This is a genomic window from Marinifilum breve (genome assembly GCF_003202155.1).
In the GTDB taxonomy this organism is placed as follows: domain Bacteria; phylum Bacteroidota; class Bacteroidia; order Bacteroidales; family Marinifilaceae; genus Marinifilum; species Marinifilum breve.
This window is the reverse complement of the sequence record NZ_QFLI01000001.1, coordinates 354,257-377,209: the sequence shown is the minus strand read 5'-3', so window position 1 is coordinate 377,209 and position 22,953 is coordinate 354,257. Positions and strand designations below refer to the sequence as shown.

20 protein-coding genes are annotated in these 22,953 nt (G+C 35.4%); 10 read left to right on the top strand and 10 right to left on the bottom strand.

What is annotated here, in order from left to right:
• Nucleotides 1–135 precede the first annotated feature (135 nt).
• On the bottom strand, nucleotides 136–603 hold the full coding sequence (locus tag DF185_RS01575; RefSeq protein WP_110358966.1) for a hypothetical protein: 468 nt from the start codon (nucleotides 601–603) through the stop codon (nucleotides 136–138).
• A 2-nt stretch (nucleotides 604–605) separates the two neighbouring features.
• Entirely contained in the window at nucleotides 606–1,583 is a 978-nt protein-coding gene (locus DF185_RS01570; RefSeq protein ID WP_110358965.1) for a Gfo/Idh/MocA family protein, read from the bottom strand.
• A 281-nt stretch (nucleotides 1,584–1,864) separates the two neighbouring features.
• On the opposite strand from DF185_RS01570, the gene DF185_RS01565 reads away from it, so the two are divergent.
• On the top strand, nucleotides 1,865–3,178 hold the full coding sequence (locus DF185_RS01565; RefSeq protein ID WP_207784544.1) for a cysteate synthase: 1,314 nt from the start codon (nucleotides 1,865–1,867) through the stop codon (nucleotides 3,176–3,178).
• Nucleotides 3,179–3,230: 52 nt separating this feature from the next.
• On the opposite strand, the gene DF185_RS01560 is transcribed toward DF185_RS01565, so the two are convergent.
• From DF185_RS01560 to acs, 3 genes are all read right to left on the bottom strand, one after another.
• A complete protein-coding gene (locus DF185_RS01560) occupies nucleotides 3,231–3,671 on the bottom strand; it encodes a C-GCAxxG-C-C family protein (RefSeq protein ID WP_110358964.1) in 441 nt (146 codons plus the stop codon).
• A gap of 68 nt (nucleotides 3,672–3,739) precedes the next feature.
• A complete protein-coding gene (locus DF185_RS01555) occupies nucleotides 3,740–4,495 on the bottom strand; it encodes a patatin-like phospholipase family protein (protein ID WP_110358963.1) in 756 nt (251 codons plus the stop codon).
• Nucleotides 4,496–4,620: 125 nt separating this feature from the next.
• Nucleotides 4,621–6,534 carry an acetate--CoA ligase gene (gene acs / locus DF185_RS01550; protein ID WP_110358962.1) on the bottom strand — a complete coding sequence of 638 codons (1,914 nt, stop codon included), beginning with the start codon at nucleotides 6,532–6,534 and terminating at the stop codon, nucleotides 4,621–4,623.
• Between the two features lie 150 nt (nucleotides 6,535–6,684).
• On the opposite strand from acs, the gene DF185_RS01545 reads away from it, so the two are divergent.
• The 3 genes from DF185_RS01545 (at nucleotide 6,685) to DF185_RS01535 (ending at nucleotide 8,207) form a co-directional block, all read left to right on the top strand.
• A complete protein-coding gene (locus DF185_RS01545; RefSeq protein ID WP_110358961.1) occupies nucleotides 6,685–6,909 on the top strand; it encodes a hypothetical protein in 225 nt (74 codons plus the stop codon).
• Between the two features lie 586 nt (nucleotides 6,910–7,495).
• On the top strand, nucleotides 7,496–7,978 hold the full coding sequence (locus DF185_RS01540; protein WP_110358960.1) for a hypothetical protein: 483 nt from the start codon (nucleotides 7,496–7,498) through the stop codon (nucleotides 7,976–7,978).
• Nucleotides 7,979–8,006: 28 nt separating this feature from the next.
• Entirely contained in the window at nucleotides 8,007–8,207 is a 201-nt protein-coding gene (locus DF185_RS01535) for a helix-turn-helix transcriptional regulator (protein WP_110358959.1), read from the top strand.
• A 206-nt stretch (nucleotides 8,208–8,413) separates the two neighbouring features.
• Here DF185_RS01535 and DF185_RS01530 read toward each other — a convergent pair whose 3' ends face one another.
• Nucleotides 8,414–11,008 carry an FAD-dependent oxidoreductase gene (locus tag DF185_RS01530; RefSeq protein WP_243421741.1) on the bottom strand — a complete coding sequence of 865 codons (2,595 nt, stop codon included), beginning with the start codon at nucleotides 11,006–11,008 and terminating at the stop codon, nucleotides 8,414–8,416.
• A gap of 281 nt (nucleotides 11,009–11,289) precedes the next feature.
• Between DF185_RS01530 and DF185_RS01525 the strand changes: the two genes are divergently transcribed.
• The 5 genes from DF185_RS01525 (at nucleotide 11,290) to DF185_RS01505 (ending at nucleotide 17,034) form a co-directional block, all read left to right on the top strand.
• A complete protein-coding gene (locus DF185_RS01525; RefSeq protein WP_165835908.1) occupies nucleotides 11,290–11,886 on the top strand; it encodes an ABC transporter ATP-binding protein in 597 nt (198 codons plus the stop codon).
• A 23-nt stretch (nucleotides 11,887–11,909) separates the two neighbouring features.
• Entirely contained in the window at nucleotides 11,910–12,707 is a 798-nt protein-coding gene (locus DF185_RS01520) for an ABC transporter permease (RefSeq protein WP_110358957.1), read from the top strand.
• Between the two features lie 450 nt (nucleotides 12,708–13,157).
• Nucleotides 13,158–14,783: a thiamine pyrophosphate-dependent enzyme gene (locus DF185_RS01515; protein WP_110358956.1), complete on the top strand. Its 1,626-nt coding sequence runs from the start codon at nucleotides 13,158–13,160 to the stop codon at nucleotides 14,781–14,783.
• Between the two features lie 122 nt (nucleotides 14,784–14,905).
• Nucleotides 14,906–15,490: an indolepyruvate oxidoreductase subunit beta gene (locus DF185_RS01510; protein ID WP_110358955.1), complete on the top strand. Its 585-nt coding sequence runs from the start codon at nucleotides 14,906–14,908 to the stop codon at nucleotides 15,488–15,490.
• Between the two features lie 494 nt (nucleotides 15,491–15,984).
• On the top strand, nucleotides 15,985–17,034 hold the full coding sequence (locus DF185_RS01505) for a hypothetical protein (RefSeq protein ID WP_110358954.1): 1,050 nt from the start codon (nucleotides 15,985–15,987) through the stop codon (nucleotides 17,032–17,034).
• 76 nt (nucleotides 17,035–17,110) lie between these two features.
• On the opposite strand, the gene cobA is transcribed toward DF185_RS01505, so the two are convergent.
• The 3 genes from cobA to DF185_RS01490 form a co-directional block, all read right to left on the bottom strand.
• The gene (gene cobA / locus DF185_RS01500; RefSeq protein WP_110358953.1) at nucleotides 17,111–17,893 is read right to left on the bottom strand and encodes a uroporphyrinogen-III C-methyltransferase; all 783 of its coding nucleotides are present in this window, start codon (nucleotides 17,891–17,893) and stop codon (nucleotides 17,111–17,113) included.
• An 89-nt stretch (nucleotides 17,894–17,982) separates the two neighbouring features.
• The gene (locus DF185_RS01495; protein ID WP_110358952.1) at nucleotides 17,983–18,813 is read right to left on the bottom strand and encodes an SDR family oxidoreductase; all 831 of its coding nucleotides are present in this window, start codon (nucleotides 18,811–18,813) and stop codon (nucleotides 17,983–17,985) included.
• A 12-nt stretch (nucleotides 18,814–18,825) separates the two neighbouring features.
• Nucleotides 18,826–19,257, bottom strand: a complete 432-nt coding sequence (locus DF185_RS01490) for a hypothetical protein (protein ID WP_110358951.1) — start codon at nucleotides 19,255–19,257, stop codon at nucleotides 18,826–18,828.
• 132 nt (nucleotides 19,258–19,389) lie between these two features.
• Here DF185_RS01490 and DF185_RS01485 point away from each other — a divergent pair, with 132 nt between their 5' ends.
• Nucleotides 19,390–20,688: a hypothetical protein gene (locus DF185_RS01485; protein WP_207784543.1), complete on the top strand. Its 1,299-nt coding sequence runs from the start codon at nucleotides 19,390–19,392 to the stop codon at nucleotides 20,686–20,688.
• A gap of 108 nt (nucleotides 20,689–20,796) precedes the next feature.
• Here the strand turns inward: DF185_RS01485 and DF185_RS01480 are convergent, their stop codons facing one another.
• Nucleotides 20,797–22,932: an ATP-binding protein gene (locus tag DF185_RS01480; protein WP_165835907.1), complete on the bottom strand. Its 2,136-nt coding sequence runs from the start codon at nucleotides 22,930–22,932 to the stop codon at nucleotides 20,797–20,799.
• Between the last annotated feature and the right edge of the window lie 21 nt (nucleotides 22,933–22,953).

Below are 22,953 nucleotides of genomic sequence, written 5' to 3'. Positions count from 1 at the left end.
GAGCACATTGATTAGGAAGTAAATTTAGTTGTGTGATTTGTCTGAAATCGGGTGCAAGTTATAAAAATTGAGTTTAGAAAGAACTTCTTTACAAAAGAAATTGCAGGAATGATTGTTTTACCTGCATTATTCAGATTAATCTTCCCAAACTATGGTTTTCATATCTTCCCAGAACGGACCAAATTGAATTTCAGAAATTTTTCCATCATCTAGCCAAAGGTGCAGGTTTTCAGTTGGGAAATAAATTAATTCATGTGTCGGAAATTCCTCGGAATCAGCCTTTTCAAATTCTGGTTTTCCAAGTTGAAAATGCTCGAGTTCATCTAAGAGGTTACGTTTAGATAATCCTATTTTTATGAAGCTAAAGATGTGGTATTGTGTGCTGTAAATTGAAATGTAGCTCAACCTGAATTGATCAACAGATTCGAAAGTAAAACTTAATCCTTTGCTATTATAAAATAGGGTAATACTGTTTTCACTTGGAGAAAGAGAATATTCTCCAACTTCATCAGCTTTGCCCAATATTTTTTCAACTTCGGCTTGTATCATGCCAAAATTGACTCCAGATATGCCTTTGCCTAATATGATTTCGTTTTCGTCCATATTCAATTTTCAAAAGGATATTTTAATTTGAACTGATCTCTGATTTCATCAAGTATTGATAATATTTTTTTGCTCTTCCAAATGGGAACAATGGAGCTTTCTAACTTGCCTTTTTTTAATAATTCTCCTACTGCATAAGCTTCGTAATTGTAGCCCATTTCTTTGCTTTGGTCTTCAAACTCCAATATTTCATCATTAGTGATTAGTTTGGTTTTTTTAGCCATCCAAAACTTAGGTATCTCAATTCGGCCTTTGGTACCATAAATAACCGCTTCATTTTTCATATTAGAAAGAAAGGAACTTGAAATTTGTGCAATTCCACCATTTGCATACTTTAACTGAATACTATTGTATTCGTCAACACCTGTACTGCCAATATGTGCAAGACTTTGGATGCTTTCTATCTTGTCGTTAAAAACCAGCTCGGAAATAGCAACGCCATAAATTCCAATATCAAGTAATGCACCACCAGCTAAATTGGGATTTGCCAATCTGCCTTCTTTGTTCATGTTACCCACGAAGCCAAAACTTACCTGTAATTGCATAACATCACCTATCTTGCCTGAATGAATCCATTCCATGGTTTTTAAAATGGCAGGTAAATAATAGGTCCACATGCCTTCCATAAAGAATAAGTTCTTTTCTTTCGCCAATCGACTTAAGGCTTCAAACTCTTCTGAGTTAACACAAACAGGCTTTTCGCATAGTACGGCTTTGCCACTGTTTAGACACAAGCTGGCATGTTCAAAATGAAAGTTGTGAGGAGTGGCAACGTAAACAATTTGAATATCTGGGTTCTGCATCATACTTTCGTAAGACGAGTAGGAGTGTTCGATATCATATTGATTTGAAAAATCATTTGCTTTCAATTCAGAACGAGAAGCTACCGCAATGATTTTACCATTTGGTACAACTTTAAAATCATTTGCAAATTTGCCAGCTATCTTTCCAGCCCCTAATATTCCCCAGTTTACTGTCATTGTTCTTTATTTTGATTATTAAAGATATGATTTTGCAAAAAAACTAAGTATGAAATCGATAAAATATTTTTAATAATTCTTCCAATTCAATCTTAAAAGTTTTGGAATATTGAAGATGAAGGAATAAAAATCTAAGATGAATTAAATGTAATATTGAAGAAACTGTTCACCAATTGGTTTGCCTATCTAATCACAATCCAGGAACAGTAAAAAGAGCTTAAAAACTTTATCAATACAGTAAAATCACTAATTTTACATCTTCAAAATCAATACAAGTAAAAATGGCAAAAGATTTTCGACCAACCGACTATATTTTGGAGTCGCTAGAAACGGGTAAGAGATTTGAGGACGAAGGATGGACTCTTGATGCACCTGGTGAAGATAAACCTTGTTTAATTAGAGCAATTTACGATAAAAAACAGATTGAAGTAAAGGACAATTCTTTAGGGATTTATAAATTTTCCGATTGGTTGCCAGTTCATAAAACATTAGAAGGATCTTCTGCACCTGCTACTTACAAGAGTGAAGGTTTGGCAAAGTATCTTGGTTTGAATAATCTTTACATCACTTTTAGTGGATATTGGCCAGAAAAAGGAGCTAATTTCAGAACTTGCTCTTTCAAGGAAACTGAAGCTTATTCGGTTGGTGGTCGTTTAGATGATGATAATAATATTTTGGTAGTTGCATCGGCAGGTAATACAGCAAGAGCATTTGCCAGAGTATGTTCAGATAATAATATTCCATTGTTATTGTGTGTGCCAGAAGATAACATTAATGCACTTTGGTTTGATGAACCAATTAAAGACAATGTAAGACTTGTGGTTACCAAATCGGGAAGCGATTATTTCGATGCAATTCATCTTTCGAATATAGCATGTCAGCTAGATGGTTTTATTGCTGAAGGTGGAGCAAAAAACGTTGCTCGTCGTGATGGTATGGCTTGTACAGTTAATTCAGCAGTTACAGAAATAGGAAAGATTCCAGATTACTATTTCCAGGCAGTTGGATCGGGAACAGGTGCCATTGCCGCTTGGGAAGCAAACCTTCGTTTTATCGAAGATGGCAGGTTTGGTTCTAACAAGATGAAATTAATGGTTTCTCAGAATACACCTTTCTTGCCAATGCACGATGCATGGAAAGAAGATTCAAGAGAAATGTTGCCACTAGATGATAATTTGGCCAGAAAACAAGTGGAAGAAATTGTAGCCAAAGTGTTGTCGAATCGTAAACCTCCATACTCTATTATCGGAGGATTGTACGATGCAATGAAAGATGCAGGTGGAGATGTTCTTAAAGCTACAAATGAAGAAGCTGCTGAAGCTGGCAGAATATTTGAAGAGACCGAAGGAAATGATATTCACCCAGCCGCTGCAGTTGCTACAGCAACGCTTATCAATTATGCTAAAGAGGGTAAATTGGATAAAGATGCTTGTGTAATGCTTAATATTACCGGTGGAGGAGAAGAACGCTTTAAAAGAGAAAAAGAGGTGGTTTATTTAAAACCTTCTCATGTTTTCGATATCAATCCTGATTTGAGTGAAGTAAAGGAAGTGATGGAAAAGCTTTTCAAAATAGAAATTGACACTACAGTATAAATAGGAAGAAAGCAGGCTTTAAGCCTGCTTTTTTTATATAGATTTATTTCTTTTAGTTGATAAGAGAATGCACAATATCAATGGAATCGGTAATGCATTTTGTGCATATGGTTTCTTTTGTATTGTTCTCCTTACAATATTGCTGACCTTCAGGGCTATTCAAATCGCATTTGATAATGTCTTTGCAATCCAATGATTCATGTTGTTGCGTAAATCTACGATTAAACTCTTGTATCATTGACCTGTTGTTATCTGTTTGCAAACTGTGATTGGAGTATTTTTCACAATTATGAATTCCGATAACCATAAAAGCACCAGTTACAGCACCACATGTTTTTTGCAACCTTCCCATACCTCCTCCAAAGCCGCTTGAGATTTGAAAAGCTAAATTGTCGTCAAATTTGTATTGATCTGAGAATGCTAGCAGAACAGATTGGGCACAGTTCATTCCGGATTTAAAGCTTTCAATTGCTTTTTCCTTTTTTGTAATCATAGTGGGAGTGTTTAATTAATCTTTGGGTTAATTAATTGGTTTCTTAAAGATAGCTTTATTGCTTGAAATTAAAGTTCCTCTATAGGAGGAATTTCCAAATTTTTCGTGTATTCATATCCTAACTTGAAAATTTCCTGTGCTTTGTTTCCATTTAATATTTCGTAATCACGTAAGCCTGTTGGTTCAATTAGGAGTGAGCATTTATCCTTATGTCTGATTACATTGGAATGAACACCTAACTGGAAAGTTCGTGAGGCTACTTGAACCAGGTTGTCAAACTTTTCTACTTTTTGGATAGGACTCACATTCACGGCAATAATAATATCACACTTATTGATTAAAGGCGATATGGGAAGATTATCAAATAGGCCACCATCAACATACATGATATTATTCATTTCAACAGGAGAAAATAATACGGGGATACTAACAGAGGCCATTAAATATTTAAATAAATCACCTTCTTTAATGTACTCTACACGACCATCATTTAAATTGGAAACAGCTATGAACAAAGGGATTTTAAGGTTTTCGATTTTCTTTGTTTTAATGTGTTTTTTCACCTCTTTTTCGAGCCCAACCAAGCTAAATAAACCATGTCGGGGGTATTGCCATTTTGAATAGGCCATTACACCCTTGTTTTTTAATGCTTTTAATATTTTTGAATAAGAAAAACCTGAGGCAATAAAGGCTCCAATTAGTGCACCTGCACTAACACCTGAGATAATATCAGGTTTAATGCCTTTTTCTTCCAATGCTTTTAAAACACCTAGATGAGCAAATCCTCTTGCTCCACCACCTCCAAGAGCAATCCCAATTTTCATGTGCGTACCAATTGAATTATAAACTTAAAATAACAAATTGTGATCAGATTATCTAGTCTTTATGCAAGATTTACAAAAAAAGATCATTCATACAGAATGATCTTTATTGTCTTTTAGAAGCTTAATTAATCCTTAACATCCTCTAATGCCCCTTTTATGATTTCTTCCACAACCGAGGTGTCGAGAAGAGTAGAGATATCTCCAAAATTACTGTAGTCTCCTTGTGCGATTTTTCTTAAAATCCTTCTCATGATTTTTCCTGATCGTGTTTTCGGTAAGGCTCTAACCAATTGTATTTTATCTGGTTTTGCAATTGGACCAATGATTTTGGTAACCCCTTTGCGAACGCTGGTTTTAATCCCTTCTTCACCTCCTGTTGAAAGATCACCGCAAACCACAAAAGCGTAAATGCCTTGACCTTTGATATCGTGAGGGAATCCTACAACGGCAGATTCATTCACCAATGGATGCTCATTGATGGCATTTTCTACTTCGGCAGTTCCCATTCTGTGGCCCGATACGTTGATTACATCATCTACTCGTCCCAGTATTCGATAGTAACCATCTTCGTCTCTTTTAACACCATCGCCCGAAAAGTAGAGGTTTTCGAATGTGCTGAAGTAGGTTTTCTTGAAGCGTTCATGATCTCCCCATATGGTTCTTAGCATTCCTGGCCAAGGATATTTGATACATAGATTGCCTTCTACACTTTTTCCAGATAATTCATTTCCATCTCCATCAACAATAATTGGTTGAATTCCTGGTTGTGGGAGTGTGGCAAAACCAGGCTTTGTAGGAATAATACCTGCAATAGGGCTAATGGAAATTCCTCCTGTCTCGGTTTGCCACCAGGTATCAACAATCGGACAACGATTTTTACCAACATGATCGTGATACCAGTGCCAGGCTTCTTCGTTAATTGGCTCTCCAACTGTGCCCAAAACCTTTAAACTTGACAAATCTTTATTTTCAACATATTCTTGCCCCATTGAGATTAAAGAACGAATGGCAGTTGGAGCGGTGTAAAATTGAGCAATTCCATATTTATTTACAATATCCCAATATCTACCAGCATCAGGATAGGTAGGAATACCTTCAAACATTACCGTTGTAGCTCCATTTAGCAAGGGCCCATATACTATGTAGGAATGCCCCGTAATCCAGCCAATATCAGCTGAACAAAAGTAAATGTCACCATCGCTGTATTGAAATACGTTTTTAAATGTGTAGGCAGAATAAACCATATAACCACCACAAGTATGCACAATGCCTTTGGGTTTATCCGTTGAACCTGAAGTATACAGAATAAAGAGAGTGTCTTCAGCATCCATTAGTTCAGCTTTATTTTCTTCATCGGCTTTGGCCATGGCTTCATGCCACCACATGTCTCTGGATTCATCAAACGAAACTTCAGTGTTGGTTCTTTGAACCATCACTACCTTTTCTACAGATGAGCAGTTTTCTAATGCTTCATCAACAATATCTTTTATTGGAATTATCTTACTTCCACGATAGCCTCCGTCAGAAGTAATTACCAGTTTGGCTTCGGCATCATTAATTCTATCGGCAAGTGAGTTTGCAGAGAAGCCTGCAAAGACAATGGAATGTATTGCACCGATTCTCGCACAAGCCAGCATTGCAATTGCTAATTCAGGAACCATTGGCATATAAATGGCAACTCTGTCGCCTTTACCAACACCAAGGTTTAACATTACATTGGTAAACTTTTTTACTTCTAAAAAAAGTTCATTGTATGATAGTACTCTGTTCTCATCATTTGGTTCATTAGGTTCCCATATGATTGCAGGTTGATCACCACGAGTAAACAAATGACGTTCGAATATATTTTCGGTAATATTCAGTTTCCCATTTAAAAACCAATTGATTTTGGGTTCGATAAAGTTCCAATCCAGAATTTTATCCCATTTTTTACGCCAAAAGAAACTTTCTGCAATTCTACTCCAAAAAGCCTGTGGATTTTCTACACTTTTTTGATATTCGTGGATGTAGCCACCCAGAGTACTAATCTTATCAATCATGATCTTTTAATTTGGTTATCAGTTTAAATCTAAATAACTAAATATATGAAATTCTAGATTGATTGTCCAGATGTAATTTCTATTCAATAAAATGTGATGTTATACTTCTCGGGAAAGATATTATCTTCACACTATAAAAATTAAAAAAGGATGAAAAACAAAAAAACGCTACTAATTATTCTTCTAGTTGTCTTGTTATTCTCAGTAGGTACAATTGTACTGATTGACAATACCGAATTACTTGCCAATCTCGAGGCCAATGCAGTATCCTTAATAAAGCAATATCTTAAAGTGATAGGATTTTTAAGTATTATGGGCTTGGTGTATTTGCGCATGAAAAAAGGAAATGAAACCACAAGTGAGGAGGTGGAATAATGAACCGGCAGAATTTTTCTGATAAAGGGACTACGGAAAAATTCTGCCGCTTCGGCTAACCACTAACCACTACCAATGTAGTACTTTTGTTCCTGTTCGGAATTTATGCTGATTAAATATCAAGAAACGAGATACAGGAGAATATCGTTACTTGTGAAATTCAGATACAATTGCATGGTTGAGTTTAAAGATTGATGATTAAGATTGATGCAATTAACCCAGCTTTTCAAATTTATATCCATTTTTAGGAATATCTAATTTACGAAATTGCCAGACGAATGTCCACTTTTTGCAACGCTTTTCTTGCACTTTAAAGTAACTAATTTACATGCGTTTAAGATAATCTAACGGCATGATAATAATTATAATTCCTTAGGTTAAGATTTTATAATCTTGAATAGTTCAAAGAGTTAATTTTCCAAGTTAAATTATAGTACTAACAACGAATAGAGTATGGGATACATTATAATTGTTAAGTCTCGCATATAGGACTAAAAGAATTAAAAACTTGTCAAAATGTAAATAATACTTTACATTTGTTTTGTGCACAAAATAAATGTTTAAGTAGAACTTATAATTTTGAAGAATGAAAACTTATTTTCCTTATCAATTAAAGTATGTTGGAATTTTATTTGTACTTGTAGCAGTTGTCTTATCATGTATTGGAAATGTAGATGATTTTATGCGTGGATATCTAGGAGCTAGAGAAGATACGGAACTAAATACTGTCTTGAATGAAGGTGCGGAAAACCTTGATGAACATTTAAATTACACGCCATATTTTTCACAAGAAGAGAAGGATTTGTATCTACATTGGAGTTTATTTTTATCAATATGCGGATTTGTTCTTTATCTATTTTCGAAAGAAAAAAGAGAGGATGAATTTTATCAACAGATCAGAGCAAAGTGTTTAACACAGGCATTGTTATTTACATGGCTTTTTACAGGGTTTATTTATTGGGTAAAACCGGAATATGAATTGGAAGGATTCTATATTTTACAATTACACTTGATATTTTATACTATTTTGTACTATCGAAGTAAGTATATAAAATATGCAGTTGTATAGTAGCAAATATTAAATAAAGGAGGTAATTGTGAAAAATACAATAAAAGTAGAAAGGGCTAAAATAGACATTACACAAGCAGGATTGGCTGAACAATTAGGAGTTTCAAGGCAAACCATTAATGCTATTGAGAAAGGAAAGTTTGTGCCTTCAACAGTTTTAGCACTTAAAATGGCTCGTTTTTTTGAATGTAAGGTTGAGGATATTTTTCTTTTGGAAGAAATGGATTAATTATACATTTCAATTAAACCATAATGCGAAGTTAAGAGGCTAGAATGTAGCTTCGGTCTTCCTTCGATCTTCCTTCGGTGTAGCTTCGATATTAAATAATGTGCAATATCAATACATAAAGATTCGTTTAAGCGCGGTTAAATATGAGAATAAAAAACCAGACAGAATATTGAAAACTGTCTGGTTTGAATCATATCATTATTCGTTTAAATAAACAAGTTCAAGTTCGATTGCTCCGCTTCCGAAAGGTAAGTTGCAACACCACCAATCTGAACGCCATCAAGCAATTCTTCTTTGTCTACGCCCATTACGTCCATTGACATTTGGCAGGCAATCATTTCCACACCATTCTCCATGGCACTCTGAAGCATATCTTCCAACGAATCTACTTTTTTGGCAAGCATTCTCTTCTTCATCATTTTGGAACCAAGTCCCATCATGTTCATTTTGGAAAGCTTCAAGTCATCAGCTCCACTAGCCATCATTTTACCAAACATTTTGCCCATCATATCTTTTTCGACCTTAGGTTTTTGAGCTTTCTTAATGATATTCAAACCCCAAAAAGTAAAGAAGAGAGTTACTTTATTTCCGGTAGCAGCCGCTCCATTGGCAATAACCAGCGAAGCCAAAGCACGATCCATATCATCGGAGAAAACCACCATGGTTTTGTTTTTTGGTAGATTGCCAGTGGTAACAGGACAAGCTTCCTTGTTGGCTTGTTTCTCAAGCAAAGCAGTATAAATTCCTTTGTCTGAATCCACAGAAATTAACTTGTTACCAGTCATTTTACACCAAGCTTCTACATCTTTGGCGAATCCAGGATCGGTAACCTTCTGTTGCAGGCGTTGACCGTTTTCCAATTGATCCATCTCTTTTTTCAATTTGATAATCGGACCAGGACATTGCAAACCGCAAGCATCAACTTCTATCACCTTTGTTTCTGCGGTACTTTCTTGCTCTTCTGATTTGGGTTTCCCTCTGTAAATATGACCATCCCTTGCGATATAACTCGACTCAAAAATATCTTCATTGCTTTGCTTGCAAGTTGCATGTTCGTAAGTTTTGTACCCACCACTTAGGTTGTAAACTTGTGTAAATCCTTTCTGCATTAAAATACGTGCGGCAAAATAGCCTCTCAGCCCAACACCACAATAAATAATGATCTTTTTATCTCTAGGAATTTCATCTAATCGATTTCTGATTTGGTCTACTTCTATATTTACCGATCCTTCAATATTCCCTAATTCATATTCATCAGGAGTTCTAACATCCAGAATGAAGTTATTTGGTGCATGTAGCTGGTAAAGTTCATCCCAATGCATAATTTTCACCAATCCTTCAATGATATTTCCTGCAGTAAAACCTGCTTGGTTTACAGGATCTTTGGCAGAAGAGTAGGGTGGAGCATAGGCATGCTCAATTTCCTGTAGATCGTAAATCGTTCCATTATTTTGAAGAACAGTAGCAATCATATCGGTACGCTTATCAACTCCTTCGTAACCCAATACTTGTGCCCCATAAAGTTTTCCAGTTTCTGGATGGAACATCAGTTTAATGCTGGTAGGAGTTGCCCCTGGATAATATCCGGCATGCGATCCTCCATGAGTGATATTCGAGATATATTGGATTCCTTCCTTTTTCAATACTTTCTCAGCCAATCCTGTAGAACCAACTGTCAAATCGAATACTTTAGCGATTGCAGTTGCAATTGCACCTTTGTATTCATATTTGTGACCCAATACCAGATTATTGGCAAGTAAACGTCCTTGCTTGTTGGCAGGCCCAGCCAAATAAGCATTGGTATATTTCCCAGTAATAGGATGAGGAAATGCAATGGCATCGCCTAAGGCATAGATATGTTCATCGCTGGTTTGTAGGTATTCGTTAACCTGTATACCACCATTAGGGGCAAGATCAATACCAGCTTCTTTAATTAGTTTTGTTTCAGGTCGAACACCAATCGATAGAATAACCATGTCGGCTTCTATTTTTCTTCCTGATTGCAAACGAATCTCCAGATAATCTCCTTTGCGCTCAAATTCGCTTACTCCATCTTTAAGGAAGAATTCTACATCTTTGGTTTTGAGGTGTTGATGAACTACTGCTGCCATTTCGTAATCCAATGGAGTCATTACCTGTTCTGCCATTTCAACAATGGTAACCATCATTCCCAAATGGTGAAGATTTTCTGCCATTTCCAATCCGATAAATCCTGCACCTACTACAACAGCTTTTTGTGGCTTGTGTTCATTGTAGTATGATTTTATTTTATCTGTATCCTTTACATTTCGAACAGTAAAAATTGCAGAATCGTTGATGCCAGGAATAGGAGGTTTAATTGGTTCAGCTCCTGGCGAAACAATCAGTTTATCGTATGTTTCAGTATAAACTGTATTGTTTTTTAAATCCTTTACTTCAACCTCTTTTTGTTCTCTGTTGATTTTAGTTACTTCATTTAGTATTCTAACATCAACATTTAGTCTTTTGTTGAAACTTTCAGGAGTTTGTAATAGAAGATTTTCCCTTTCGGTGATCACATCTCCTACATAATATGGCAAACCACAATTCGCATATGAAATGTGTTCGCCTCTTTCAAACATGATTATTTCTGCTGATTCATCCATTCTTCGAAGACGAGCAGCTGTTGTTGCACCTCCTGCAACTCCACCAACAATTAAATACTTTGCCATTGTATATCTTATAATAATTATATCTGTATAAAAATAAACATCCAGATATCTAGATGTAACAGGTGCAAAAGTAAGATTTGATTTTATGGATACAAGATATCTATGCGACATAGGGATGTGTTTTGTAGCATGTTTTTGCAAAGAATGATTTAATCTGTCAGAAAGTCAGATACATAAGGCGCGTGTGATATATTTCACACTTATTTATTTGAGAATTATCTCGATATAACTTCTGATAAAATGTTAAAAGAGCTTTTTAAGCTTTAACATTCATATAATGAATCACTAAAGACTAGGTATGAGGAAATGCATCAGCTATAAAAATAAATGTGATGAATGAACGGGTAAAAAGGGAAATTAGGTTTATTTTCGCTTCAAGGATAAATAGTGATATGATTAAATTTAACAATGTAAGCTTAAAGTTCTCCGATCAAATTATTTGTCAGGAGCTTAATTTCGATGTAAAATGTGGTGAATCATTTTGTTTGAGTGGACTTTCTGGTAAGGGTAAATCCAGTCTGCTAAAATTGATGCTTGGAATTATTTCACCAGATTCAGGAGACATTTATATAGATAATAGAAAGCTTGCTCCAGATAATGTTGAGAGACTTAGAAAACAAATGAGTTGGCTTCCTCAAAATGTTCATTTACCAGTTGAGTCTGGACAAGAATTAATAGACTTACTGCAATTGAATGAAAAGCAAGTAGAAATGTTTAAGTATTATCTGCAGCAACTTGGAATTAATAATGGAGAGCAGGAGAGAGTCTTTACTCAAATTAGTGGTGGACAAAAACAAAGAATTGTATTGGCTGCAAGTTTGAGTCTGCAAAAGCCTATTATCTTATTAGATGAACCAACCTCAGCTCTTGATGAAGAATCGATTGATTTATTGATCCAACTGGTTAAAAGCTTAAAGGATAGAACCATCGTATCTACATCTCACAATAGCAAGTGGGTGGGGAGTTGTACAAAAGTATTTGAATTGTAATTATTTGATTGAATCAATTTGGTATGCAAGAAATAGCTGATATTGGAATAATACACCTAATTGTTGGAGGTTTTTTAATGGTAATCCCTATTGCGGGATTTCTGTATTTCAAGGTTAATATTATCAAGGAAACTTTGATTGCAATTATAAGAATGATCATTCAGCTTTCATTGGTTGCACTTTATCTTGAATATATATTTGAATGGAACAATGCACTCATTAATTCTGCCTGGGTAATTGCCATGGTTCTGGTTGGAACTTTCACTACCATTAAACGAACTGGCTTAACTTATAAGCACTTTGTGCTTCCATTTTTTATATCCGGCTTGACCAGTATATTTATAGTAGATACCTTTTTTCTAGGTTTCATTATTCAATTGGATTATGTGTTTGATGCTCGTTATTTTATCCCCATTTCAGGTATGATATTAGGAAATGCCTTGAATCACAATATTGTTGGAATTAGCGATTACTTTACACGCTTGCGAAAAGAACAAGAATTGTATTTCTTTCTTTTGGTGAATACCAATAGCAAAAAACACTCTTTACTACCGTACATCCAATCTGCCATTAAAAGTGGACTGAACCCTTTAATTGCAACCATGTCGGTATTGGGTTTGATTTCCCTGCCTGGAATGATGACAGGACAAATTCTGGGAGGTAGTTCTCCAGTGGTAGCTATAAAATATCAGATCTTAATCATGATTGCCATATTTGTTGGTTGTTCTTTCAATTTAATGGTTAGTATTATCATGTCCAATCGTTTTGTATTTGATTCATACGGTCGATTCAAGCCTGGTATCTTTTCCTCGAAGAAATAGCTTGGTACCTCTATTTATAAGGGATTGAGCTCAGTATGAATATTTACGCAAACGTATTCGTTATTTGAAATGAATCTAAAAAATCTGCTTCGATTAATTTTTTATTGGCTTTAATCCAAATAATGGTATTTTAGCAGCAAATAAAAGTAGAAAAGCTCATTTGAGTTACAATCTATAAGTAGAAATGAAAGATTATTTTGAATTTTACTTTTACGTTCTAGCATATTTAGTATGCTTCCTTGAAATCTTCGGTGGATTATAAAATCCATCCCTTACCGCGATCCTCATATTTTAGGGACCGCTTTTCCTATACACAATATTTTGTAAATGAGTTTTTGAATTTGGAGTGTTTTTGCTTCAAATCGTAATATCACATCTCTCACATACCTGCAATTTTAGATTGCAAGTTGTCTGAACACATAGAAAACTAAATAGTTAAACAAATATAACATGCAAAAGTCTTTACTATTAGGTGTAGAAGCTATCGCACAAGGTGCAATCGATGGCGGAATGTCTGGAGTTTATGCTTATCCAGGAACACCTTCAACCGAAATTACAGAGTACATTCAACACTCTAAGCAAGCACAACAATTAAATATTCACAGAGACTGGGCAGCAAATGAAAAAACTGCTATGGAATCTGCATTGGGAATGTCATATGCTGGTAAGCGTTCTATGGTGTGTATGAAGCACGTAGGTTTGAACGTTGCAGCTGACTGTTTCATGAACGCAGCTATCACTGGAGCAAATGGTGGTATGTTGATCGTTGTTGCTGATGACCCATCAATGCACTCTTCTCAGAACGAGCAGGATTCACGTGTGTACGGTAAGTTCGCCATGATGCCAATCTTGGAACCATCGAACCAACAAGAAGCATACGATATGGCTCGTTTCGGATTCGAATTGTCTGAAGCTTGTGAGATTCCAGTGTTAATGAGAATCACTACTCGTTTGGCTCACTCTCGTGCAGGTGTTACACGTGCTGCTGAAGTTGTTGCTCAAAACGATATGAAATTACCAGAAGATAAAGTACAGTTCGTATTGCTACCAGGTATTGCTCGTAAGCGTTACAAGTTGTTGTTGAACAACCAGGCAAAATTCGAAACTGCTTCTGAAGAATCACCATATAACAGCTACACTGATGGTGCTGATAAGTCAATGGGTATCATCGCTTGTGGATTAGGTTACAACTACCTAATGGAAAACTATCCAAACGGAGATTGTCCATACCCAGTTGTAAAAATTAGCCAGTACCCAATTCCTCGCACAATGATTCAAAAAATCACCAGCGAGTGCGATAAAGTAATGGTATTGGAAGAAGGATATCCTGTAGTTGAAGAAATGTTGAAAGGATATTTGGAAAAAGAAGCTGTAATCGGTCGTTTAGATGGTACTTTGTCTCGCGATGGTGAGTTGAAGCCAGAAATGGTTGGTAGAGCTTTAGGATTTGATGTTGAAGAAGGTGCCGAAGTTCCTAACTTGGTATCTGCTCGTCCTCCGGCATTGTGCGTTGGTTGTTCTCACATTGATGTATACACTGCATTGAACGAAGTTGTTGCAGAATACGGTGAAGGTCGTGTGTTTGCAGATATAGGTTGTTACACTCTAGGTGCATTGCCTCCATTTAATGCGATCAACTCTTGTGTTGATATGGGTGCTTCTGTAACTATGGCTAAAGGTGCTGCTGATGCAGGATTAATTCCATCTGTTGCAGTAATTGGTGACTCTACATTTACTCACTCAGGTATGACTGGTTTATTGGATGCTATCAACGAAAAGACTCCAATTACAGTAATTATTTCTGATAACGAGTCTATCTCTATGACTGGTGGTCAGCATTCATCTGCTAAAGGTAAATTGGAATCAATTTGTGAAGGTTTAGGTGTTGAGCCAGAACATTTACATGTATTAACTGCTGTACCTAAGAAGCGTGATGATTTGAAAGATCTTCTTCGCAAAGAATTCGAATACCAAGGAGTATCAGTAATTATTCCTCGTCGTGTTTGTGTTCAGAAGAACGTTCGCGATCAGAAAATCAAGAAAGCCGCTAAAGCAAAAGCAGCTGCTAAAGCATAAACAATTAATAATTATCAATTAATAATTAGTAATTACGAATGATCAATTGCGAAGTAAAAAAGCTGACAGCTGATTGCTGAACGCTGAAAGCTACTTTGTACTTGATACAAAAACAAAAGACGATGAAAACAGATATGGTCATAGCAGGTGTTGGTGGTCAAGGGATTTTATCCATTGCTGCTGCTTTAGGATCTGCTGCATTAGACAATGATTTATATATGAAGCAAGCTGAAACTCATGGTATGAGTCAGCGTGGTGGTGATGTTCAGTCATTCATGAGAATTTCTGACAAGCCTATTTATTCAGATTTGATTCCACGTGGTGGTGCTGATATCATTTTATCAGTAGAGCCAATGGAAGCACTTCGTTACCTTCCTTACTTAAAGCAAGGTGGATACGTAGTAACCAACTCAACTCCATTCGTAAACATTCCTGATTACCCGGAAATGGAAGAGTTAGAGAAGACAATTAAAGATCTTCCAAACTATGTATTGATTGATGCTGATCAAATTGCTGAAGAAACAACTGGTTCTAAGCGTGCTTTCAACTTCGTAATGTTGGGTGCTGCTTCACCATTTATCGATGTTCCTTTCGAGTACCTGGAAGAAGGTATCCGTAAGATTTTCGAAAGAAAAGGAGAGGAAGTAATCGAAATGAATATTAAAGCACTTCACGCAGGACGTAAGTTTGCTGAAGAAAACAAATAGTATTTGTACCTAACCTAGACTACTATAACTCAGAATCCCCGTCAGGAATTTTCCTTTCGGGGATTTTTTTATTGCAATTGCACTAATTTTATATTTTTAGGCCTTACTCCCAAACATTTTTCACGTACTAGTCCGAGTCTTTCCCTGCCTAGAGGGAAAAGCTTTACCCGTACGCAGGGAAATGTTTTGCCTGTATGCAGGGAAATGTTTAGCCAGTATACAGGGAAACGCTCTGACTGTATGCAGGGAAAAGTTCTGCCCGTATAGGGGAATTGGTTTATTGGATAGAATTTTCTTTCAAAAAGAAGTACGGAAGGCGAAACTTGCATTGAATTGTATATAATAATGTTTTACTTTGCGCAAAGATTAATACCGATACATATTCAATGCCGATAATTATCGGGAGTGTCCGTAGTGCGTTTCACTCCTAAAAGCACTTTGAATATGTATAGGCATTATACCAGCGCATATAAATATTTAAATGGTATATAACTTTGGCAAGAAAGAAGAAAAACAAACTGTTAAGTTGGATATGGTATTTTGTTGTGGTGCTCATTGTTTTGGGCATTGGCTTCAACCTTCCATCCTTAAATTGGTTGGAATTTAATTTAAAATTGGCCTTGCAAATCATCATTACCACAAGTATTGCAAGTTTTATAGGTAATCTTATCGAGGAGAGAAACTGGTCGCAATTGATCAAGCGATTTACGAGTCCAATTACCAGATGGGCAAAATTGCCAAATATTTCTGCTACTGCCATATTTAGTTCATTTTTCTCTTTGGTTACCGCAAATAGTATGCTTACATCTGCATACGAAAACAACCAGATGAGTCGCAAACAACTTCGTGTAAGTGCCATGTGTACTTCTTTTATGAGTTATTTGTATCATAGCCTACGAATCATGTATCCAACCATTGCAGCCGTGGGAATAGTGGGAGCCACTTATTTTGGATTGCTTTTCGGATTAGGCTTTCTCGTAGTTTTTATTGCCTTGTTGGTATCGAGATATAGCAAAACGATTCCTGATAATCAGAATGATATTTCAATTGAGAAAGAGGAGAGAAGTACAGATACATGGAAGGTGAGTATTGAAAAGGCTCGTAAAAAAACTTACTTGGTGGTAAATAGAATGCTCCTGATTGCTATCCCTATGTTTTTGTTCTTTTCCTTTTTAAACGAAATTGGTTTTTTCGATTTATCGGATAGTTTGTTTAAATCATCAAGCTTACGAGAATACTTTCCACCAGAATCTCTTGCAGTGGCAAGTTCTATGTTGGGAGGTATTTTAAGTGCAGCTACAGTTGCTGCAGGATTTTTAAAAACTGGAAGTTTACAGGCTTCTCATGTTTTAATAGCATTATTGATGGGTAATATTATTTCACTACCCATTAGAAGTTTAAGAAGAAGTTTGCCTTCAGCAATGAGTGTTTTCCCTGCAAAAGAAGCATTGGTAATTGTATTGCTAAATCAGGGAAGTAGATTGGTGAGCAATATTTTATTATTAGGCACAATATTGCTGTTGATGTATTATCATATCATTTAATAAGCAGCTTAATAATTAAATGATATAATTTGGTTCCTGACTCAGGTCATTCTCCTGAGTCATTTATATCGAATGACTATTTGCAGTCAGTACATTTACATTGATTTAGCAATTCATCTGCCTCTTCCAACATCGGCATGATATTTTCTCCAATTACTAAGATAGTTGGCATTTCAAGAGGATTTTGCTCTAGTTTGCTCATGAAATTGCTTAAGTTTCCAAATAGCATTTTTTCATCTGGATAGGATACTTTCGAGATGGCACAAATGGAAGTGTCTGCTTTCACTCCATTATCAATTAGTTTGTCGATGATACTGCCAAGATTGTTTAAGCCCATGTATATCATTACAGGAGTTCCGATTTGAATCATTGTTGAAACTGCATCGAACTGTTTCATATCACCATTAAGAGTAGTGCCTGTGCAAAATAATAAGGTACGGTTTATCGAACGCTCTGTAATTGGAATTTGACAATGATTTGCCGCAGCTATACCAGCAGTAATTCCTGGGACCAGTTCATAGTCAATCTTTTCATTTCGAAGAAAGCGTACTTCTTCAATTCCTCGACCAAAGATTAGTGGATCACCAGTTTTTAAACGAACAACACGTTTGCCTTCTTCAACACCTTTTTTCATTAAAGCATTGATTCTGCACATGCGCTTTATTTGGTCCTGCTGATCTTTGTAAGTTTTTCCAACATAAACTTTTTCACAACTCTCAGGAAGCATTTCAAGAATTTGCTTTCCAAGTAATGCATCGTATAACACTACGTCTGCCTGCATTAAAACCCTGTGAGCTTTTATCGTTAATAAATCCGGATCTCCTGGCCCTGCCCCTACAATGTACAATCTATGCTGCATTTCAGTTCTCTTCAATGATCAATTCTACTTCTGTAATTTATAGGATCACAAAAGTAGAATATTCTTAAAGAACCTCAAGTAAATTCAGTTTAAATTGTATCAAGAGGACTTGTATAAATAAATTTATAATTCAATTTCTTGATTAATTTGGATGAATCAACCCACTTGTATGCTATTTGTTCATCTTCTAAAAATTCAGGTTCGGGAAGATTCGCTGCACGAGCAGCTTTTTGGTAAAAATCCTTTCGAGTTGGATGATCCTGACAACAAGCATTAAATACTTCCCCCCAAACATTTTGCTTGATAATTTCTGAGATTATTTTTACGCAATCGTCCTGGTGGATTAGATTTACGGGTACTGAACCATTTCTTAATTCCTTTCTGTGGGATAAGAACCTTCCAGGGTGACGGTCATAACCGATTAACCCACCAAATCGCAGAATTGTAGTATCAAAATCAGGGGATTCAAGAAGCAAGTTTTCAGCTTTTATCAGCGCTTTCCCACTGGCTTTTTTTGGTGTCAATTGAAGATCTTCCGTTACTTTGCCTAAAGTGTCTGGATAAACTGCAGTACTGCTAATGAATATCACTTTCTTAATTCCGAACTTTAGCACTTCTTGTTTTAAGGACTCCACTTGCTGTGAGTAGAACAGTTCAATATCTTCACGTCTTCTGGGGGGCAGACAGGAAATGATAAGATCTGTATCGAAAAAATCATCATCGCTGCATTCCTCTAATTCTGGATTGAAAGCCAGACGGTAAGCTTTTATACCTAATTGGCGCAGTTCACTCAAATCTTCTTCCTTCATCACTGAACCTTTCACCTCATATCCATTGGAAATCAGCTTTTGTGCCAATGCCTTACCAAGCCATCCGCAGCCCAGTATCGAAACTTTATGCAATTTTGTTGTATCTGTCATTTGGAAAGGATATTATGCTTGTGGTTTATTTTCATCCAGAATTTCGGTGATACTTACCAGGCAGCTGGCAATTTCACGTTTAAAAGGATGGTTTGGCATAATACCACTTTCAGCATCCAGGCCATTTAATATTCCCATCCAAATGGCACTAATTCCAAAACCAACCAAAATGTCTTTCTGGTAATTTGTTACAAATATTCTTCGAAACTCTTCAGTAAAATTGTTGAATTTAACCGCAATTTGAAATGCATAACTCGAATCGTTGTTTTTTCCATTTTCGGTATGATAGTTAATTGCTTCAACAAAAGCTGCAGCAAGTTGGTTCGATTCAATTTCAATCTCGTTTCGTTTATCTTGATTGATATCCATGTCATTAACTCCTTTCAGAATTAAATCTTTAATATCATTTGTAGTAAGTGAATCCTTTAATAATATAGCGTCCATATTGTATTTGTTTTTAGAGGATCTAAAATAGTAGAAAAAACTGTGACTCGGATATTATTTATATTTCAAATGCTTTATTAATTTTGGTTCATACTTAAAATAAACACTATCTATAACCTTTAAAATTCACAGATGAAGAAACTATTATCACTTGTTGTATTAGGCGGAATCATTGCATCGTGTACGCAGAAACCAGATGTAAATTTGGTAATGAATCAAGTTGCAGAAAGTTACGTGAAAACCGTATTGGAGATTGGTCTTTACGATCCATTGTATGTAGATGCTTACTATGGACCAAAAGAGTGGAAAAAGGAGGTGGAGCAAGGAAAATTGAAGGAAATTCCATCTGCTGAACTCTTGAAACGTATGGATGAATTGAATGAAAAAGTGAAAGCACTTGATGTTTCGGAAGAAGAAGAAATGTTGAAATTGCGTAAACAATATCTTTTGAAACAATTTATTGCAGTTAAAGCCAGAATAGAGATGTTATCAGGAAAAACCTTCACATTTAATGAAGAATCCAATGCATTATATGATGCTGTTGTACCTGATTTCGAAGATGAACATTTTGCAGAAATTATTAACCAATTGGAAAAAGTTGTTCCAGGGAAAGGCAATTTAATTGATCGTTTGGCAAAATTTCAAAAGGATTTTGTAATTCCTAAAGACAAAGTAGATCCTGTATTTAGAGCTGCAATTGAAGAATCGCGCAAAAGAACAAAACAACATATTACTTTACCAGATAATGAAAATTTTGAATTGGAATATGTTACCGATAAAGCTTGGGCTGGTTACAATTGGTATAAGGGGAACAACTTTAGCTTGATTCAGGTTAATATCGATTTTCCTATTCTTATCGATAGAGCCATTGATTTGGCAAGTCATGAGGGATATCCTGGACATCATGTTTACAATTCATTGTTAGAAAGTAATTTGGTAAAGAAAAGAGGATGGGCTGAGTTTTCGGTATATCCTTTGTTTAGTCCTCAATCATTAATTGCTGAAGGAACTGCTAATTATGGTATTAATGTTGTTTTTCCTCGCGAAGAGAGAATGAGGTTCGAGAAGGAAGTTTTGTTTCCTTTGGCAGGATTGGATACTGAAAAAGTTGATTTGTATTATCAAATTCAGGAATTAACACATGAGTTGACTTATGCCAGAACCTCTGCCATGAGAAATTATCTGGATGGCAAATGGTCGAAAGAAGAAACGGGAAAATGGATGGAAAAATATGCTTTAAGAAGAGCTCATGAATCTACTTTCAGATTTCCAGAAACCTATCGTAGCTATATCATTAACTATAATTGGGGACAAGATTTAGTTAAGGAATATGTTGAGAAAAGAGGTGGAGTTGAAACCAATCCAGACAAACGTTGGGAGATTTTTACTCATCTGATTTCTACGCCACAGATACCAACAAATTTGAAATAGTTCAATCTCGATGAGTTTCTTACCGAACTCATACAGTATAATTAAAAAGAAACGCCAAGGGAATTAATCCATTGGCGTTTTTCTTTTGGTATATATTTAATTCTAGTTTTATGATTTTTGATGTAGTTTAATAGAAAATGCAAAACAGGCACCTTTCTGAGATTCATTACAAAACCATATTTCTCCTCCGTTCATTTCTATAAATTCTTTGCATAGAACAAGACCAAGTCCTGATCCTTTTTCCTGATTGGTTCCTGTTGAGGTGTAAGTTTCACCTTTTTTAAAGATTTTTTCGACAGCTTCATGCGAAAGACCTATACCAGTATCTTTTACTTTTACAACTGCCATATCATCTTGTATTTCACTTGAAATAGATATGCCACCTCCAAAGGGAGTAAATTTAATAGCATTGCTAATAAGATTCCCCAGTATCAATTCTATAGAATATTGATCTGTATGGACATCTATCAAATCATTGTATTCATAACTCAATTCAATGTCTTTGAGTTTAGCCGAGCTTCTGTAATTACTAATAGATGTTTCGATAAGCTTGTTTAAAGGCAGAATTTCAGGTTTTACCTTGATATTTCCTTGTTGAATTCTGGCCCAGGTTAAAAGATTATCCAGTAGGTTATATGCACTATGAGAAGCATTTTTGATATCGGATATCTGTAATTTTCTTTCATGATCATTTAAATTGTCGTAATCACTATGAAGGAAATCACTAAAACCAATAATCGTATTAAATGGGGATCTTAAATCGTGCGCAATAATTGAAAATAGCTTATCCTTTGTTTTATTGGCAACCTCAAGTTCATTTTTTTGTTGTTCAATGATTTTGTGAGCTATTTTCTTAATTCTTGCTCTATTAAGAAGGATACCGATTATTACGATTACCAGTAAGGCGAACGCAATTAAAAAATTTCTAATTTGTGTTTGTTTGGCTGTTTTTAATTGCTGTAAGGATAAATCTTTCTTTAAGTTATCATTTTCCTTTTCTTTCAGTTGAGTTTTAAATTTGGTTTCTAGTTCGGTAATTTGCTTTTGTTTGCTTTCATTAAAAACACTATCTCTGTGGATTAATTCAAGCTCTTTATACTCCAAGGCTTTTTCAAAATTATTTATACTGGAATAATAAAAACTGTAGGCTTTTAATAAATCACTTTTATTGTAATTGATATTGTATGTTTTGCTTAGCTTGTTGGCTTCTTGCAATGATTCTTTTGCCTTGGTAAACTCCTTTTTAATGATTTGTAGGCGTGCCAGAATAATTAAATTGACAATTAGCTGATTGGATAAATTGTTTTCCCGGTTAATCTTAACAGCTTCATTTAAGTAATAATTTGCCTCCTCTATGTTATTTAAAAAGTAGTTAGACTGGCCTAGGTTTGCATATGCCTGAGCAATTTGAAAGCGATTATTAATTTTTATGAATGCAGGTAATGCTTTTTCGAAGTAGCTTATGGCTTTTTCATGATCTGCCATTCGACTATAGCAGGCACCAAGATTATTGTAAGCAGTAGCTACCGCTATGTTCATTTGATTCGGGTCAGAAAGCAAAAGTACCTTTTGAAAATATTCAATTGCCTGTTCCAAATCTTCATTGTAAAGTAGTGTTGTTCCGATGTTTAGGGATAGATTAAGTAGTTGCTTTTCATTTTTAAGACTGTCAGCAATATGATAAGCCCTTGTGAAGTTGTTTAGCGCTTTATTATAATCTCCTTGGTTAAGGTAGTTGGCGGCTATAATATTTAAACACCTTAACTTTAGATAAGGATCATTCATTAGGGATGCTCCATTGTAAGCTTTATCCAGATAAATTAGAGAACTGTCAGCAACTCCTCCCGAATAGTAGTAATAACCTTTAAAATAGCTTGCATAGTAAAACTCTTTTTCCAGTTTTTTTTCTTTAGCTAATGTTAATGCTAAGTTGTTAAAGTTCAGAGCTTCCTTTCTTTTTCCTGAATTTATATAAGCATAGCACAAATGATTCAAAGCCTTAATTCTTGTTGAATCAATTTTATAAATTGCTGCTAAGGAATCTGCTTTGCGAGCGTAATAAATTAGCTGGTTCAAATCTTTGTAATAATATTCTTTAGCTAACTGGCTGTAGATATGAGCTTTTTCTTCGTCATTTTTTGTAAAGGAGAGAAGTTTACTTAGGCTATCAACTTTATTTTGAGCTTCGCTAAAACTTGATAAGCTTAATCCTATAAAAAGAAGCAGTAGTAATAATTTATTCATAGAAACCAGCATTTGATATTA

Coding starts and splice junctions, on each gene's coding strand:
- DF185_RS01575 (WP_110358966.1), bottom strand. CDS start 603: ATGGACGAAAACGAAATCATATTAGGCAAAGGCATATCTGGAGTCAAT.
- DF185_RS01570 (WP_110358965.1), bottom strand. CDS start 1,583: ATGACAGTAAACTGGGGAATATTAGGGGCTGGAAAGATAGCTGGCAAA.
- DF185_RS01565 (WP_207784544.1), top strand. CDS start 1,865: ATGGCAAAAGATTTTCGACCAACCGACTATATTTTGGAGTCGCTAGAA.
- DF185_RS01560 (WP_110358964.1), bottom strand. CDS start 3,671: ATGATTACAAAAAAGGAAAAAGCAATTGAAAGCTTTAAATCCGGAATG.
- DF185_RS01555 (WP_110358963.1), bottom strand. CDS start 4,495: ATGAAAATTGGGATTGCTCTTGGAGGTGGTGGAGCAAGAGGATTTGCT.
- acs (WP_110358962.1), bottom strand. CDS start 6,534: ATGATTGATAAGATTAGTACTCTGGGTGGCTACATCCACGAATATCAA.
- DF185_RS01545 (WP_110358961.1), top strand. CDS start 6,685: ATGAAAAACAAAAAAACGCTACTAATTATTCTTCTAGTTGTCTTGTTA.
- DF185_RS01540 (WP_110358960.1), top strand. CDS start 7,496: ATGAAAACTTATTTTCCTTATCAATTAAAGTATGTTGGAATTTTATTT.
- DF185_RS01530 (WP_243421741.1), bottom strand. CDS start 11,008: ATGTCGCATAGATATCTTGTATCCATAAAATCAAATCTTACTTTTGCA.
- DF185_RS01525 (WP_165835908.1), top strand. CDS start 11,290: ATGATTAAATTTAACAATGTAAGCTTAAAGTTCTCCGATCAAATTATT.
- DF185_RS01520 (WP_110358957.1), top strand. CDS start 11,910: ATGCAAGAAATAGCTGATATTGGAATAATACACCTAATTGTTGGAGGT.
- DF185_RS01515 (WP_110358956.1), top strand. CDS start 13,158: ATGCAAAAGTCTTTACTATTAGGTGTAGAAGCTATCGCACAAGGTGCA.
- DF185_RS01510 (WP_110358955.1), top strand. CDS start 14,906: ATGAAAACAGATATGGTCATAGCAGGTGTTGGTGGTCAAGGGATTTTA.
- cobA (WP_110358953.1), bottom strand. CDS start 17,893: ATGCAGCATAGATTGTACATTGTAGGGGCAGGGCCAGGAGATCCGGAT.
- DF185_RS01495 (WP_110358952.1), bottom strand. CDS start 18,813: ATGACAGATACAACAAAATTGCATAAAGTTTCGATACTGGGCTGCGGA.
- DF185_RS01490 (WP_110358951.1), bottom strand. CDS start 19,257: ATGGACGCTATATTATTAAAGGATTCACTTACTACAAATGATATTAAA.
- DF185_RS01485 (WP_207784543.1), top strand. CDS start 19,390: ATGAAGAAACTATTATCACTTGTTGTATTAGGCGGAATCATTGCATCG.
- DF185_RS01480 (WP_165835907.1), bottom strand. CDS start 22,932: ATGAATAAATTATTACTACTGCTTCTTTTTATAGGATTAAGCTTATCA.